This is a genomic window from Rhodoplanes sp. Z2-YC6860 (genome assembly GCF_001579845.1).
Classification (GTDB): Bacteria; Pseudomonadota; Alphaproteobacteria; order Rhizobiales; family Xanthobacteraceae; genus Z2-YC6860.
Map to the genome: position 1 here is coordinate 4,745,539 of NZ_CP007440.1, position 13,550 is coordinate 4,759,088.

Here is a 13,550-nt window from a genome sequence, read left to right on the forward strand (position 1 = left end):
GCGCATCGGTAGGACCGCCACATGGCACAGAATATCTACGACGATCCCACCTTCCTCGCCGGCTACAGCCGGCTTCCCCGCTCGGCCGAAGGGCTCGCCGGCGCCCCGGAATGGCCGGCGCTCCGGGCTCTCCTCCCCGATATGACGGGGCTTCGCGTGGTCGACCTCGGCTGCGGCTTCGGCTGGTTCTGCCGCTGGGCGCGAGATGCTGGCGCAACGCATGTGCTCGGCCTCGACGTGTCCGAAAAGATGCTGGCGCGGGCCAAGGCAGAGACGCAGGATGCAGCGATCACTTACGAGCGCATGGATCTGGAGGAGCTCAATCTACCCAAGGCCGGCTTCGATCTCGCCTACAGTTCCCTTGCGCTGCATTACATCGAGGACCTCGGCAGGTTGTTTGCGACCGTCCATCGTGCGCTCGTGCCCGGCGCGCACTTCGTCTTCTCGATCGAGCATCCGATCTACATGGCGACGCGCCGGCCGGGCTGGATCACGGACGCGAAAGGCCGCAAAACCTGGCCGGTCGACAGTTACCAGATGGAGGGCCCGCGCCGGACGAACTGGTTTGTCGAGGGTGTCCTCAAGTACCATCGCACGCTCGGCACAACGCTCAATCTCCTCATCCGGAACGGATTCGCCATCCGGCATATCGAGGACTTCGGTCCGAGCGAGACCCAGATCGCAGCAGCGCCGGAGCTCGCCGAGGAGCGCGAGCGCCCGATGTTCCTGCTCGTCGCCGCGGAGCGGGACGCAGGCTGAGCCTCGGTCGTTCCACTGCGGCGAGCCGCCCCATTCGACGATACGGCCGCCGGGATGGGCGAGGCCTGCGATTTCCTTCATCTCGGCCGGCGTCAGCTTGAAATCGAAGATCGCAAAATTCTCCGTCAGCCGTTCGGAGCGGCTGGTGCGCGGAATGACGATCACCTCGTGCTGGACAGCCCCGCGCCGGCGCTCACGCATCTCGCGCGGCTGATCTTCGATCTGCCATCAGCGCCGAAGCTTGCTGCAAGCGAGATCGTCACTTCAACTGATGCTCATACCTCCACCTCAAGCGACGCCAGGGCGCCAGGCGATGACTCCTTCGGTGCGGGCTCGCACCTCCGGCAAGGCGAGGCACGTCGCGACGGCCTCGTAGCCGGGAGCGCCGGGATAAGGGGCGACACGGGTCGGCGGACTATGATTGGCGGGACAAAGGATAATCGCCTCATCCGAGCCAACGGCGGACAAGTCTAGAATCACGGATGATCGCGTCAGCAAAAAGATCGGGCGGCCGTCGGCCCGTTGGCGCAGGTGGGCGCTCAGAGCTTCCTGGGTGGCATGGTCCAGTCCTTGTTCCGCCATGTCGACGATCAAGGTCGCAGGCCCCTCGGTTTCCAAACCGACGATCAAGGCGACAAGGGCATCCGACACGCAGGCCCCTTCATCCACCAGCCAGCTCAGGATCTGATCGACCCGCGATTTGAGTGCCGGATCGGCGTCGGTGCGTGCCCGGGCTGCCATTCCGCCCTCAGCCAGCCGATCCAAACCGAGGAACGCGGCGTTGGGCATAATTTCAGCCAGACGCAGAGCCAATCTGGTTTTGCCACTGCCCAAGGGACCAACGATATAATTAAGCGACCGAATATCGGTGAGCTCGAATTGTTCGCCGCCCCACGGCCAGGGCAGATCAAAAGAGACTTTGAGCTCCGGGGTTGGCTTCAACAGACGCGCCAGTTCTCCGGAGGCCGGTGCCTGGCCACGGACGAGGCCGGCCCGAATGCCGCGGACCTTGTCGACCGTGCCGACAAGCTCGCGAATTCGGCCTTCGAGTGCCGCCTAGTGCGCAGCCAGGGCAGGCTCCAAGCCCTCGGGTTCACCGCCCTGCACGCGCGCAATCTGCGCGAGGCTCAAGCCGAGCTTGCGCAGCGCCACGATCTCGGCGGCCCGGGTCATTTGCTCAGGCCCGTAGGCCCGCCATCCAGCTGCAGTGCGAACCGGAGCAATCAAGCCGCGCTCTTCGTAAAGCCGGAGGGCTTTGGTGGATACGCCCAACCGCCTCGCTGCTTCGGACGGATTCAGAACCCGGTTGGAAGACATCACGACTCGCTCCGTCGCTCGCTGCTCATCCCCTCTTATCGAGGCTGCCCCAGGGGACAGGTCAACAGTTCCCTACTTTTTTGAAGTGGCACTTCGCGGACGCCTTGCGAAGCTCAACTTGTCTCTGTTGCGGCTTACCGCAGAACTCGGCTGAATGCTTCGGGAAATATAAGCCGCTCAGTCGTCCCACTCGGGCGAGCCGCCCCATTCGACGATACGGCCGCCGGGATGGGCGAGGCCTGCGATCTCCTTCATCTCGGCCGGCGTCAGCTTGAAATCGAAGATCGCGAAATTCTCCGTCAGCCGTTCGGAGCGGCTGGTGCGCGGAATGACGATCACCTCGTGCTGGACGAGATAGCGCAGGCAGACCTGCACGGCGGTCTTGCCGTGGGCCTTGCCGATCCGGGCGAGCACCGCGTCGCCCTTCACGCGGCCGCGGGCGATCGGGCTGTAAGCGGTGACCGACAGCCCATGCTTGCGGCTCGCCGCGATGGGCTTCCCCTGGTCGAGATACGGGTGGCATTCGATCTGGTTGTTGACGAGAGGTTCGGTGGCGTAGCCGACAGCCTCCTCGATCAGCGCCACGGTGAAATTCGAGACGCCGATGTGCCGCGCCACGCCCTCGCGTTTCATCTTGCAGAGCGCGCCGATGGTCTCCTTCAGCGGAATGCTGGGATTGGGCCAGTGGATCAGCAGCAGATCGACGCTGGGCAATTTCAGCTTCCTGATGCTGTCGCGCGCCGAACGCTCGAAGTCGCGGGCGCGCAGATCGCTCGACCAGACCTTGGTGGTGATGAAAACTTCGTCGCGCGGCACGCCCGAGGCGCGAAGCCCCTCGCCGACCGCCTCCTCGTTGCCGTACATCGCCGCGGTGTCGATATGGCGATAGCCGAGCTTCAGCGCCTCCTCGACCATCTTCGCGCAGGTCTTGCCGCGCAGGTCCCAGGTGCCGAGCCCGATCAACGGAATGCGGGCGCCATGGGATTCAACAATGGCAGTCATTACGGCCATCCTCTCGAACGGAGCCGTAAAATGACGAAAAGCCGGGTTGCTGCCAACCCGGCTTCAATCTGTTTTCACGGCTGCTGAGCGTTCAGCTCAGCTTGCGGCCCAGCACCTGGAAGGCGACCTCGGGTGCCTCGTCGAGCAGCTTGAGCAACGCGCGCGCGGGTCCGCGCGGCTGGCGCTTGCCCTGCTCCCAGTTGCGCACGGTCTCGATCGGCACGCCGATACGCGAAGCGAATTCGGCCTGCGTCAGCCGCGTCTGCGAGCGCACGCGCCGCGCATAGCCGGCGTCGACCTGCGGCGGCCGGTCCGGCGCAATCGATGGCGCCAGAATGCGATTGTCGGCTTCGGCCGGCGGCACCTTCAGCGCGGCCTCGCTGCCGTCAGCAAGGATCTCGACAAGACGTCCGTCGGCCTTCAGTCGCACCCGCATGAGCGCCTCCTGCATTTCCTGCAGCGAGAGGTGGACTGATTTGGTTAACATGAATTAAACGCGCAGCCTCAGAACGATCATTCAGCGAATGAGTCGGCCATAGAACCGCAGGCCATTGGCCGAATTAGCTGGTTTTCTCGAAGATTTCCCGGCCGATCAGCATCCGGCGGATCTCGCTCGTGCCCGCCCCGATTTCGTAGAGCTTAGCGTCGCGGAGCAGTCGCCCGGTCGGATAGTCGTTGATGTAGCCGTTGCCGCCGAGGCACTGAATGGCATCGAGCGCGATCTTGGTGGCTTGCTCGGCCGCATAGAGGATCGCGCCGGCGGCGTCCTCGCGCGTGGTGCGGCCGTCGTCGCAGGCGCGCGCCACGGCGTAGACATAGGCCTTGGCGGCGTTCATGCCGACATACATGTCGGCGAGCTTGCCCTGCATGAGCTGGAACGAACCGATCGGCTGGCCGAACTGCTTGCGCTCATGCAGATACGGCACGACCACGTCGAGGGCCGCCTGCATGATGCCGAGCGGACCCGCCGCGAGCACCACGCGCTCGTAGTCGAGGCCGGACATCAGCACGTTGACGCCACCGCCGACATGGCCGAGCACGCTCTCCTCGGGCACCTCACAATCCTCGAACACCAGCTCGGCGGTGTCGGAGCCGCGCATGCCGAGCTTGTCGAGTTTCTGCGCCGTGGAGAAGCCCTTCATTCCCTTCTCGATCAGGAACGCCGTAATGCCACGGGGACCCGCACCCGGATCGGTCTTGGCATAGACCACCAGCGTGTTCGCTTCGGGCGCGTTGGTGATCCAGAACTTCGAGCCGTTGAGGACATAGCGGTCGCCCTTCTTCTCGGCGCGGGTGCGCATCGAGACCACGTCGGAGCCGGAGCCCGGCTCCGACATCGCCAGCGCGCCGACGTGTTCGCCGGAAATCAGCTTGGGCAGATACTTCTTGCGCTGCTCGTCGGTGCCGTTGCGGCGGATCTGATTGACGCAGAGATTGGAATGGGCGCCATAAGAAAGCCCGACCGCGGCCGAGCCGCGCGAGATCTCTTCCATGGCGACGCAATGGGCCAGATAGCCCATGCCCGAGCCGCCGTATTCCTCTTCGACCGTGATGCCGTGCAGCCCCAGCGCGCCCATCTGCGGCCACAGATCGCGCGGAAACTTGTTGGTCTTGTCGATCTCGTCGGCGCGCGGCGCGATCTTGTCATCGGAGAAGCCGCGCGTGGTGTCGCGCAGCATGTCGATGTCCTCGCCAAGCCCGAAATCGAAGCCCTGCCAGGCATTGGGGATCATGCGCACGCTCCTTGGGAATGAGTGGCGGTTTTCCGCATTATAGGGCGGGGCGGCAGCCGAGTGTCAGCGGCAAATCAAGCTGTGGCGCGGGCGGGCGCCGGGGCCGAGGCTTCCTCGACCAGCTTGTCGAGCGCCTCGCGCGGCGTGGGCCTGGCGAAAAGATAGCCCTGCATCTCGTTGCAGCCGGCAAGCCGCAGCAGCACGCGCTGCTCCTCGGTCTCGACGCCTTCGGCAAGCAAGGTCATGTTGAGCGCGCGGCCGAGCGCGACGATCGCCTGCACCAGCGCCTGGCTCTCGGTGTCGCGCGCCAGCGGGTCGACAAAGCCTTTGTCGATCTTGAGCTTGTCGAACTTGAAGCGCTGCAGGTAGGTCAAGCTGGAATAGCCGGTGCCGAAGTCGTCGAGCGCAAGCTTGACGCCAAGGCCCTGCAGCCCGGCAAGCCGCGCCCTCGCCTCGTCCGGATTGTCGATCAGGACGCCTTCGGTCACTTCGAGAACCAGACGCGACGCCGGCACGCCGTATTCCTTCAGCAGCCCCGCCACAGTCTCGACCAGTCCCTGCGCCTTCACCTGAACCGGCGAAAGGTTGACCGACATGTAGAGGCTGGGCCAGCGCTTCAAATCCGTCAGCGCGCGGCGCAGCACGAACTCGCCGAGCTGCGGCATCAGTCCGCAGCGCTCAGCCACCGCGACGAAGCGGCTCGGCGGAATGGCGCCGCGCTCCGGATGGGTCCAGCGCAACAGCGCTTCGGCACCGAGCAGCCGGTGGCCGTCTGAGGAGACGATCGCCTGATAGTGCACGTCCAGCGATTTGGCTTCGATGGCGCGCCGGAGCTCACGTTCGAGGAAGCGGCGGTCGTCGAATTCGACGTCCATCGCCGGCGCGAACCGCAGCACGCCGCCGCGCTGCTTGCGCTTGGCTTCGCGCAGCGCGAGGTCCGCGCGGCGCATCAGTTCCTCACGGTTGCGTCCATCGCTCGGCACATGCGCAAGGCCCGCAGTGACGCCGACCTGCGCCGCCTGGCCGTCGATCCAATAGGGTCGCGCGAGCTCGGCGACCAGCGCCCCGATGCCCTTCTCGGCCACTTCCATGTCGGGGGCCCGCATCGCGACGGCGAACTCGTCGCCGTCGTAGCGGCCGCAAACGCCGTGGCCCGGGAGCTTTTCCTTGAGCCGCATGGCGATCCCGCGCAGTAGATCGTCGCCGATGCTGTGACCGAGGGCGTCGTTGACGTCTTTCAAGCCGTCGAGATCGAGGAACGCCAGTGTCACCACCTCGCCGTGATGGCGCTTCGCCAGCATCGCGTCGATCAGCTCGATCATCTTGCGGTGGTTCGGCAACCCGGTGAGCATGTCCTCGTGAGCGAGCTGCCACGCGAGGCGCTCGCTCTTGCCGAGATCGCGCACGGTGCGGCGGATCTGCCAGAACGCCAGGCCGGCAAAGCCCACCAGGAAGATCGCTGTCAGCGCGGCCAGCGGGCGAAGCTCGCCGAGCGCGTCGCTCATGGTGTTATTCGGCACCCAGGAGAACCAACCGACGATGCGGCCATGGGCGTCCAGCACCGACTGGACCTCGCGCTCGTCCTCGACCGGCTCGTTCTCGAAGCGCAGATCCTTCAGGCCGGCGGTGCGTTCGATGGCCTGAATGCGGCGGGGATCGAGCTTATAGAAATCCGCGCCTGAATTGCGCAGGTCCTCGATGGCGCCGAGCAGCGCCCCACGTCGCTCCACCCCCTGCTGCTCATCGGCCTGATGAACCAGCGCATTGCCGACGATCCCGCAGAAAAACGCGGCGCTGACCACGAACAGCGCAAGGGTCGCCACGAGGCGCGGCGTCCACAGCCGGCGCCCGGGCGCCGGCCGGGCGGGTAACGCGATACTCATGCTAACGCCGTCCAACTCACCCCAGACACACCCGGAACGGAACCCTAGGGGAGCTTGGTTAACGGGGCGTCAGCGCGGGCTATTTCAGGCCGAACCAGACCGTCGCGATGGTCAGGAAGGCAAAGAAGCCGACCACGTCCGTCACCGTGGTGACGAACGGGCTCGACGCCACGGCAGGATCGACCTTGAGCCGGTAAAGGCCCAGCGGAATCAGAATGCCGCCCAGCGCCGCGGCAACCATGTTGCAGATCATGGCCAGCCCGATGACGACGCCAAGCCCGGGCATCCTGAACCAGGCCATGGCCGCGACACCCGTGATCACCGCGAAGGCCAGGCCGTTGACGACGCCGACCAGCAGCTCGCGGATGATGACGCGCCAGGCATTGGCATCGGTCAGCTCCTGGGTGGCGAGCGCCCGCACCGCGACTGTCATGGTTTGGGTGGTGGCATTGCCGCCCTGGCTCGCCACGATCGGGGCGAGCACCGCAAGCGCCACCATCTTTTCCAATTGCCCTTCGAACAGGCCGAGCACCGACGATGCCAGGAACGCGGTGGCGAGATTGACCGACAGCCAGCTGAAGCGGCTCTTGGCCGTGGTCCAGACCGAGTCCGAAAGCTCTTCGCTCGCGGTCACGCCGCCGAGGGCCTTGATGTCCTCGTCGGCCTCCTCCTCGATGACGTCGACGATATCGTCGAACGTCAGCACGCCGACCAGCCGCTCGTCGTCGTCGACCACCGGCGCAGCGACCAGGTTATAACGCTCGAACATGCGCGCGACCTCGGCGCGGTCTTCGGTCGCCAACACCCGGCGGCGGTCCGGGTCCATCAATTCCGACAGCGGCACCGGCCGCTTGGTCCGAAGGAGCCGGTCGAGCGCCACGGCGCCGAGCAGCTTGCCGCCGTCGTCGACCACGTAGAGCTCGAAGAAGCGGTCCGGCAGCTCTTCGGTCTCGCGCAGATGGTCGATCGCGTCGCCAACCGTCCAGCTCGGCGGCGCCGCGATGAACTCGGTCTGCATCCGACGGCCGGCGGACTCCTCCGGATAAAGCAGCAGCTTTTCCAGCGGCACGCGCTCGTCCGGCGGCAGCTTGCGCAGGACCTCGACCTGCTCCTCGCGTGGCAGGTCTTCGAGAATGTAGGCGGCATCGTCGGAATCGAGCTCCCGGACGCCCTCGGCCACGGTGGTCGGCGGCAGCTCTTCGAGGATTTCCTCGCGGACGGTGTCGTCGACCTCGGTCAGCGCCGTGAAGTCGAACTCGCGGCCCATCAGCGCGACGAAGCGCGGCCGCATTTCGGCATCGAGCGCCTCGATCAGCGCGCCGGTGTCGGACTCATGCAGGTCGCCGGCGAGCGCCTGGACACCCTCGGCGTCGCGGCGCTCGATGCAGTCGATGACCTTCTCGACGAACCCGGGGCGGACCGCGCCGTCCTCGTCGCGAAATTCGTCGGCCGGTGCGGCTGCGCTCTGGTCTTTGAGGTCCAGCATGCCTTCACGCCGCTCCGCACGCGGTGAATGGAGGGTTGTCCGGGGCTTTTACGATGCAGCATTAACGCTGGCAATTGCGAAGCTGCGATTTCACCACCGCACGTCTTGCTTTCGGAGTTTCGCTCGGCCCATTTTGCAGTGAAGGCGCGATGATGATCCGAAAATCCGTACAGCCTGCGCTCGCCGCGGCCCTGCTGGCACTGCTTCCGGCGCTCGCGAGCGCCGCCGATTGCCCGGGCAATCCGGATGCGCTCGGCACTGCACGAGTTCTCACCGTCGATCCAGCGACGACACCCGCTGTCGGCCGCAAGCATTTTCCAGTGACGTTGCCGCTGCAGCCCAACGAGATCGTGCTGACCTTCGACGACGGACCTTGGCCCGGCACCACCGACGCGGTGCTCGCCGCGCTCCGCCACGAATGCGTCAAGGCCACCTTCTTCATGCTCGGCCGGAACGCCACTGCGCATCCGGCGCTCGCCAAGAAGGTGCTGACGGACGGCCATACCGTCGCCTACCACACCTACTCGCATCCGCTTTTGAACCGCATGAGCGTCGGGCGGGCCGAGGCCGAGATCGACCGCGGCTTCGCGGCGATCGATCAGGCGGTCTATGGCAGCGGCAGCAGCACACCCAAGATAACGCCCAAGACGCCGTTCTTCCGCTTTCCGGGTTTTGCTTCGAGCCCCGCGCTCATTGAGCTCCTCGCCAAGCGCCACATCACGGTGTTCGGCGCCGACCTCTGGGCGAGCGACTGGAACCGGATGCGACCCGACCACGAGCGAACGCTGGTGCTGGAGCGGCTCGCCAAGACCCACGGCGGCATCCTGCTGTTCCACGACACGCAGGCACAGACCGCGAAGATGCTGCCCGCTCTGCTGCGCGATCTGAAGCGGCAAGGCTATCGCATCGTCCATGTGGTGGCGCGTTAAGCGCGCCCCTTCACACGCCCGGCAAGCCCGTCACCACGGACCCGGCGGCTCGCCGGCCGGCGTTCAATGGGCCGAGGCGCTACGCCAATTCGACGGTCAGCGGATTGTACGAATAGAGCCAGCGGTTGCGATCCTCGCCCTCGTCCTTCTTGGCGAAGCGGGCGCGGATTTCGGCTTCCGACTTGAGATGGAACAGCTCGCGGTTGGCGCTCGACTGCAGCACGATCTTGGCGGTCCGGTCGACGCGGGCGCGCTGATAGATCTGCAGCGCATCGGCAATCGAATCCGTCATCGCCAGCGCGCGTGTCAGCACCGCGCCGTCCTCGATCGACATCGCCGCACCCTGGGCGAGATATGGCAGCGTCGGATGCGCGGCGTCACCGAGCAGCGTGACGCGCTTCGTGCTCCAGTTGCGGATCGGCGGGCGGTTGAACAACGCCCACAGATAGCACTGGTCTTTGTCGGCGGCGTCGATGATGGCCTGGATCGCCGGATGCCAGCCCTCGAACTGGGCCTTGAACTCGGCCCACGGCCGCCTGGTGGTCCAGGACTCCTCCGAGATCTCCTCGGTCTCGACGCACCCCACCAGATTCAGCAGCGTGCCTTCACGCAGATAGTAACAGACCACGTGGCCTTCCGGGCCCATGAACACCGACATGACCCGTTCCAGCAGGTCCTGCGGCAGCCGGCTGGTCGGCACCACAAGCCGCCACGCCGAGTCGCCGGTGTAGGTCGCGGGCGCCGCGCCGAACATCTGGGCGCGCACCACGGACTTCACCCCATCGGCGCCGATCAGGATGTCGCCCTTGACCGACGGCTGGCCGGCCAGATGCAATTCGACGCCGTCCGCGGTTTCGGTGAACCCGGTCACCCGCTGGTTGAGGCGCACCACGTCCGGATCGGCCTGCCGGGCCCGAGCCGCGAGGATCTCGTGGAGGTCGGCACGATGAAGCTGCGTGTAAGGTGCCCCGTGTAACTCTTCCTGGGACAAGGAAAATCGCTGAATGACCTCGCCGGTGTCATGAAGCCGGAACACATAGGCTTCGGGCTTCACCCCGACGGCCAGCAGCCGGTCCTCGATGCCGAGGTGCCGCATGACATGCATGGCATTAGCACTGACCTGGATGCCCGCGCCGATTTCGCCGAGCTGCGCGGCCTGCTCGTAGATTTCGACCTTATGTCCGGCTTTCATCAGGCAGGCGGCGGCGGTCAGCCCGCCGAGGCCCGCACCGGCGATGAGGATACGATACTGCTTCATGTTCCAGGGTTCAGCCCGACTGCCATCGGCTCGGTCCTAGCACAGCGCCGGGATGCCTAGGACCCGGCCGCACTGCAGCCCGACTGCGCTCAAACGGCGCGCCGGGGGTGATTTCAAGTGAGTGGTGCGGTCAAGAGGACTCGAACCTCCACGGGTTGCCCCGCTAGCACCTCAAGCTAGTGCGTCTACCAATTCCGCCATGACCGCTTAGGAAGACGCCAGCCGAACCGGCCAACGCCAAGGCGTGCGCGATGTAACAAATCAGGCCACGCCATACAAGGGCGGTATTTCCGGCCCTGTGAGCCGAAAAATGCCGATCCCTCACCTATATAGACTGGCTGTTGGGGTCAGCGGCTGTCGGCCGGGCGCGGCAGCAGCGACTTGACCTCGATCGCGATCCGGTTGCCCTGGACCACCACGGTGCCCTTGGCGACCGGGAAGTTGTTGGCGAGGATTTTGACCTCATCGTTCTCAGTGGCGTCCAGCTCGATAATGGCGCCGCGGCCGAGGCGGAGCACCTGGTGGACGGGCATGTCGGTTGCTCCCAACACCACTGCGATGTCGAGGGAGACGTTGTCGATGTGGGCCATTCGAATCCTTAGCGCTCATGCGTGCTGCGATAGACCGATGGTCAACATGGTATGGTGAATGAGTGGTTAACACGCGATCCCTCTCAGCCTTGACGCTGCCCGACCGGGCCTTGGCGGCACCTTTGGGCCCGCCGGCCGAGTGGCGCGTCAGCGACGCGCCGGTCGCCTACGAGGCGGCACTCGCCGCGATGGACGAGCGCGTCGCGGCGATCGTTTCGGGAACGGCCCCGGAAATGGTCTGGCTCCTGGAGCATCCGCCGCTCTACACGGCCGGCACCAGCGCCAAGCCCGAAGACCTGGTCGAGGCGCGCTTCCCGGTGCACCAGACCGGCCGCGGCGGGCAGTTCACCTATCACGGCCCCGGCCAGCGCGTGGCCTACGCGATGCTCGACCTCAACCGGCGGAGGCCCGACGTGCGGGCCTATGTGGCGGCGCTCGAGGAATGGATCATTCGCACGCTCGCGACATTCAACGTGCGTGGCGAGCGGCGCGAGGACCGCGTCGGCGTCTGGGTGCGGCGGCCGGACAAGGGCCCGGGCTTCGAGGACAAGATCGCGGCGATCGGCATTCGCGTCCGCAAATGGGTGACGCTGCATGGCATCGCCATCAACGTCGAGCCGGAGCTCACGCACTTCACCGGCATCGTACCCTGCGGGGTGTCCGAGCAGCGCTACGGCGTCACGAGCCTCACAGACCTCGGTCTGCCGGTGAGCATGGCCGAGGTCGACATGATGCTGCGGCGTGAGTTCGAGGCCGTGTTCGGGCCGACCACGGGTTAAGCCGCAGCAGCCACCGGCACCGCGAGCTTTCCGGCGATGTAGCGCCGCTCCTGCGTCAATCCGCCGAAGCCGTAGGCATCGCCGCGAACCTCATGGACGTGGGCGTAGCTCTCCTCGTGCAGCGGCCCGAGCAGCCGGCCCATGGTCTTGAAGGTCTCAGCCAGAAACCGGGCCTTCTCGTCCTTGGTGTTGGTGCCCTCGGTGATGTGGATATCGAGCCAGAAGCTCGCGAGACCCGCATCGGCCAGCGAGCGGCCGCCGACGAACCAGTCTTCCGGATCGACGCGCTGGACGATCAAAGCTGTGACCTTCGGGTCCTTGCCCAGAATGGTCGATGACAGCCTGGTGACCTCGGCCGCGATTTCGGCCTTGGCGGCGAGCTTGTCGTGGTTGCTGGCGTAGGTGACGGTGATGAGCGGCATGACAGCCTCCTTTGTTGGTGGACTTGAACTTAGTCCGCCGATTATCATTTCAGTATCTCATTGCTCACGATAACAGTGATAACGATGCGAAATGATACGCCTGCCCTCGACATCGACGCGGTCCGCGCCTTCGCGCTGGTCGCCGAGTTGCAAAGCTTCACCCGTGCCGCACAGGCCACCGCAACCACGCAGTCGGCGGTCAGCCTCAAGTTGAAGCGCCTGGAAACCCGTCTAGCCGCGCGACTCGTCGAGCGCACGCCCCGCCTCGTGCGCCTCACCCCAGAAGGTGCGACGTTCCTCGACCGTGCCCGCGAATTGCTAGCCGCCCATGACCGCGCGCTCAGCATCGAGCAGGCCCCGCCGCGGCGGCTGTCGCTCGGCGTCAGCGACCACGCGGCGGGTCCGCTGCTTCCTGAGCTCATCGCCCGCATCAACGATTTCGATCCTCAACTCGGCCTCGAGGTCGCGATCGACTTCTCTCACACGCTCCTGGAAAAATTCGACGACGGCCGGTTCGATGCGGTGATCGTGCGCCGCGAAGGCTCGCGGCGCGGCGGCGAGGTGCTGGGCGAAGATGCCTTTAGCTGGTTCGCAGCGCCGGCGTTCCGGCGCAAGGCCGGCGACAAGCTCAAGCTCGCGATGCTCGCCGCACCTTGCGGTGTGCGGGCGCATGCGATCCGCGCGCTCAACAAGGCCAGGATCGACTGGGTCGAGGCCTTCACCGGCGGCGGCGTCACGGCGATCGCTGCCGCGATCTCGTCGGGGCTGGCGGTTGCGCCGCTCGCCCGACGCATCGCTCCTCCCGGCACCAGCGATCTGGGACCGGCACTGTCGCTGCCAGAACTCGGCCGCTCCAAGGTGATGCTCTACTCGCGCGTCGCCGATCCCAGGAACCGTGCCGCGCTGCGCATGGTGGCAGCAGCCTTCCGCGGCTCTGTCGGCAGATCAGCATAGCATCGGAACACGCGGAAACATTTTCCACGCCTGGCGTTACAGCGACGGCGCGAGGCCTCCTCCGGGGCCGTTATCGTAAACGCGCGTTAAGGCGTGAGGCTTGTCATGCGTATCCGCATCATCCTGCTCGCGTGCCTTCTTTTCATCGTCACCGCGCCCGCGGTCCGAGCCGACACCGCGATCGGCACCAAATGGCGGCCGATCGCCTTGGATCAGGGCAACTGCATGTCTTATGCCCGGATGGCGATCTTCCGGCTCGGCTTCTACAAGTCGGATCCTGGATCGCAGACCATGTCCGGCAAGAAAGGCGAGTACACCGCGTCGATCCGTTGCATATCGGACAACCAACTCGTGTTCTTCATTATCGCCGGGCCGTCGCCGGACGTGGTCGCGAACTACCTGAACATTCTCTACAGCCAGTTCGGCGTGATGTAGCGC

15 protein-coding genes and 1 tRNA gene are annotated in these 13,550 nt (G+C 65.6%); 5 read left to right on the top strand and 11 right to left on the bottom strand.

Translation table 11 applies throughout. The annotated features are described in order from the left end of the window. Positions 1 to 21 precede the first annotated feature (21 nt). A complete protein-coding gene (locus tag RHPLAN_RS22050; RefSeq protein ID WP_068021976.1) occupies positions 22 to 759 on the top strand; it encodes a class I SAM-dependent methyltransferase in 738 nt (245 codons plus the stop codon). Between the two features lie 288 nt (positions 760 to 1,047). On the opposite strand, the gene RHPLAN_RS40580 is transcribed toward RHPLAN_RS22050, so the two are convergent. The 7 genes from RHPLAN_RS40580 to mgtE form a co-directional block, all read right to left on the bottom strand. After that, positions 1,048 to 1,701 (bottom strand): hypothetical protein, encoded by a 654-nt coding sequence (locus tag RHPLAN_RS40580; RefSeq protein ID WP_237179888.1) that lies wholly within the window; start codon positions 1,699 to 1,701, stop codon positions 1,048 to 1,050. A 114-nt stretch (positions 1,702 to 1,815) separates the two neighbouring features. Then, complete coding sequence (locus RHPLAN_RS40585; RefSeq protein WP_237180210.1) at positions 1,816 to 2,076, bottom strand: MerR family transcriptional regulator; 261 nt, start codon at positions 2,074 to 2,076, stop codon at positions 1,816 to 1,818. A 177-nt stretch (positions 2,077 to 2,253) separates the two neighbouring features. Beyond that, positions 2,254 to 3,078, bottom strand: coding sequence for an aldo/keto reductase (locus RHPLAN_RS22065; protein ID WP_068021986.1), 825 nt, complete (start codon positions 3,076 to 3,078; stop codon positions 2,254 to 2,256). Between the two features lie 91 nt (positions 3,079 to 3,169). Further along, positions 3,170 to 3,514 (bottom strand): helix-turn-helix domain-containing protein, encoded by a 345-nt coding sequence (locus tag RHPLAN_RS22070; protein ID WP_157100411.1) that lies wholly within the window; start codon positions 3,512 to 3,514, stop codon positions 3,170 to 3,172. Between the two features lie 124 nt (positions 3,515 to 3,638). Continuing rightward, positions 3,639 to 4,811, bottom strand: a complete 1,173-nt coding sequence (locus RHPLAN_RS22075; protein ID WP_068021992.1) for an isovaleryl-CoA dehydrogenase — start codon at positions 4,809 to 4,811, stop codon at positions 3,639 to 3,641. 74 nt (positions 4,812 to 4,885) lie between these two features. After that, positions 4,886 to 6,694 carry a putative bifunctional diguanylate cyclase/phosphodiesterase gene (locus RHPLAN_RS22080; protein ID WP_068021995.1) on the bottom strand — a complete coding sequence of 603 codons (1,809 nt, stop codon included), beginning with the start codon at positions 6,692 to 6,694 and terminating at the stop codon, positions 4,886 to 4,888. A gap of 79 nt (positions 6,695 to 6,773) precedes the next feature. After that, complete coding sequence (gene mgtE, locus RHPLAN_RS22085) at positions 6,774 to 8,180, bottom strand: magnesium transporter (RefSeq protein WP_068021999.1); 1,407 nt, start codon at positions 8,178 to 8,180, stop codon at positions 6,774 to 6,776. Between the two features lie 152 nt (positions 8,181 to 8,332). Here mgtE and RHPLAN_RS22090 point away from each other — a divergent pair, with 152 nt between their 5' ends. Beyond that, positions 8,333 to 9,109: a polysaccharide deacetylase family protein gene (locus RHPLAN_RS22090; RefSeq protein ID WP_084246599.1), complete on the top strand. Its 777-nt coding sequence runs from the start codon at positions 8,333 to 8,335 to the stop codon at positions 9,107 to 9,109. 79 nt (positions 9,110 to 9,188) lie between these two features. Here RHPLAN_RS22090 and RHPLAN_RS22095 read toward each other — a convergent pair whose 3' ends face one another. From RHPLAN_RS22095 to RHPLAN_RS22105, 3 genes are all read right to left on the bottom strand, one after another. Continuing rightward, positions 9,189 to 10,367: an FAD-dependent monooxygenase gene (locus RHPLAN_RS22095; RefSeq protein ID WP_068022005.1), complete on the bottom strand. Its 1,179-nt coding sequence runs from the start codon at positions 10,365 to 10,367 to the stop codon at positions 9,189 to 9,191. Positions 10,368 to 10,489: 122 nt separating this feature from the next. Next, positions 10,490 to 10,574, bottom strand: a tRNA-Leu gene (locus tag RHPLAN_RS22100). 140 nt (positions 10,575 to 10,714) lie between these two features. Next, complete coding sequence (locus RHPLAN_RS22105) at positions 10,715 to 10,957, bottom strand: FliM/FliN family flagellar motor switch protein (protein ID WP_068022008.1); 243 nt, start codon at positions 10,955 to 10,957, stop codon at positions 10,715 to 10,717. Between the two features lie 89 nt (positions 10,958 to 11,046). On the opposite strand from RHPLAN_RS22105, the gene lipB reads away from it, so the two are divergent. Continuing rightward, the gene (gene lipB, locus RHPLAN_RS22110; RefSeq protein ID WP_442971782.1) at positions 11,047 to 11,736 is read left to right on the top strand and encodes a lipoyl(octanoyl) transferase LipB; all 690 of its coding nucleotides are present in this window, start codon (positions 11,047 to 11,049) and stop codon (positions 11,734 to 11,736) included. Here the strand turns inward: lipB and RHPLAN_RS22115 are convergent. Further along, entirely contained in the window at positions 11,733 to 12,158 is a 426-nt protein-coding gene (locus tag RHPLAN_RS22115; protein WP_068022011.1) for a tautomerase family protein, read from the bottom strand. The two genes, lipB and RHPLAN_RS22115, sit on opposite strands and share 4 nt — an antisense overlap. Positions 12,159 to 12,242: 84 nt before the next feature. Between RHPLAN_RS22115 and RHPLAN_RS22120 the strand changes: the two genes are divergently transcribed. Continuing rightward, positions 12,243 to 13,112: a LysR substrate-binding domain-containing protein gene (locus RHPLAN_RS22120; protein WP_068022013.1), complete on the top strand. Its 870-nt coding sequence runs from the start codon at positions 12,243 to 12,245 to the stop codon at positions 13,110 to 13,112. Positions 13,113 to 13,217: 105 nt separating this feature from the next. Then, positions 13,218 to 13,547 (top strand): hypothetical protein, encoded by a 330-nt coding sequence (locus RHPLAN_RS22125; protein ID WP_068022016.1) that lies wholly within the window; start codon positions 13,218 to 13,220, stop codon positions 13,545 to 13,547. Positions 13,548 to 13,550: the final 3 nt, after the last annotated feature.

Coding starts and splice junctions, on each gene's coding strand:
- RHPLAN_RS22050 (WP_068021976.1), top strand. CDS start 22: ATGGCACAGAATATCTACGACGATCCCACCTTCCTCGCCGGCTACAGC.
- RHPLAN_RS40585 (WP_237180210.1), bottom strand. CDS start 2,076: ATGTCTTCCAACCGGGTTCTGAATCCGTCCGAAGCAGCGAGGCGGTTG.
- RHPLAN_RS22065 (WP_068021986.1), bottom strand. CDS start 3,078: ATGACTGCCATTGTTGAATCCCATGGCGCCCGCATTCCGTTGATCGGG.
- RHPLAN_RS22070 (WP_157100411.1), bottom strand. CDS start 3,514: ATGCGGGTGCGACTGAAGGCCGACGGACGTCTTGTCGAGATCCTTGCT.
- RHPLAN_RS22075 (WP_068021992.1), bottom strand. CDS start 4,811: ATGATCCCCAATGCCTGGCAGGGCTTCGATTTCGGGCTTGGCGAGGAC.
- RHPLAN_RS22080 (WP_068021995.1), bottom strand. CDS start 6,694: ATGAGTATCGCGTTACCCGCCCGGCCGGCGCCCGGGCGCCGGCTGTGG.
- mgtE (WP_068021999.1), bottom strand. CDS start 8,180: ATGCTGGACCTCAAAGACCAGAGCGCAGCCGCACCGGCCGACGAATTT.
- RHPLAN_RS22090 (WP_084246599.1), top strand. CDS start 8,333: ATGATCCGAAAATCCGTACAGCCTGCGCTCGCCGCGGCCCTGCTGGCA.
- RHPLAN_RS22095 (WP_068022005.1), bottom strand. CDS start 10,367: ATGAAGCAGTATCGTATCCTCATCGCCGGTGCGGGCCTCGGCGGGCTG.
- RHPLAN_RS22105 (WP_068022008.1), bottom strand. CDS start 10,957: ATGGCCCACATCGACAACGTCTCCCTCGACATCGCAGTGGTGTTGGGA.
- RHPLAN_RS22115 (WP_068022011.1), bottom strand. CDS start 12,158: ATGCCGCTCATCACCGTCACCTACGCCAGCAACCACGACAAGCTCGCC.
- RHPLAN_RS22120 (WP_068022013.1), top strand. CDS start 12,243: ATGCGAAATGATACGCCTGCCCTCGACATCGACGCGGTCCGCGCCTTC.
- RHPLAN_RS22125 (WP_068022016.1), top strand. CDS start 13,218: ATGCGTATCCGCATCATCCTGCTCGCGTGCCTTCTTTTCATCGTCACC.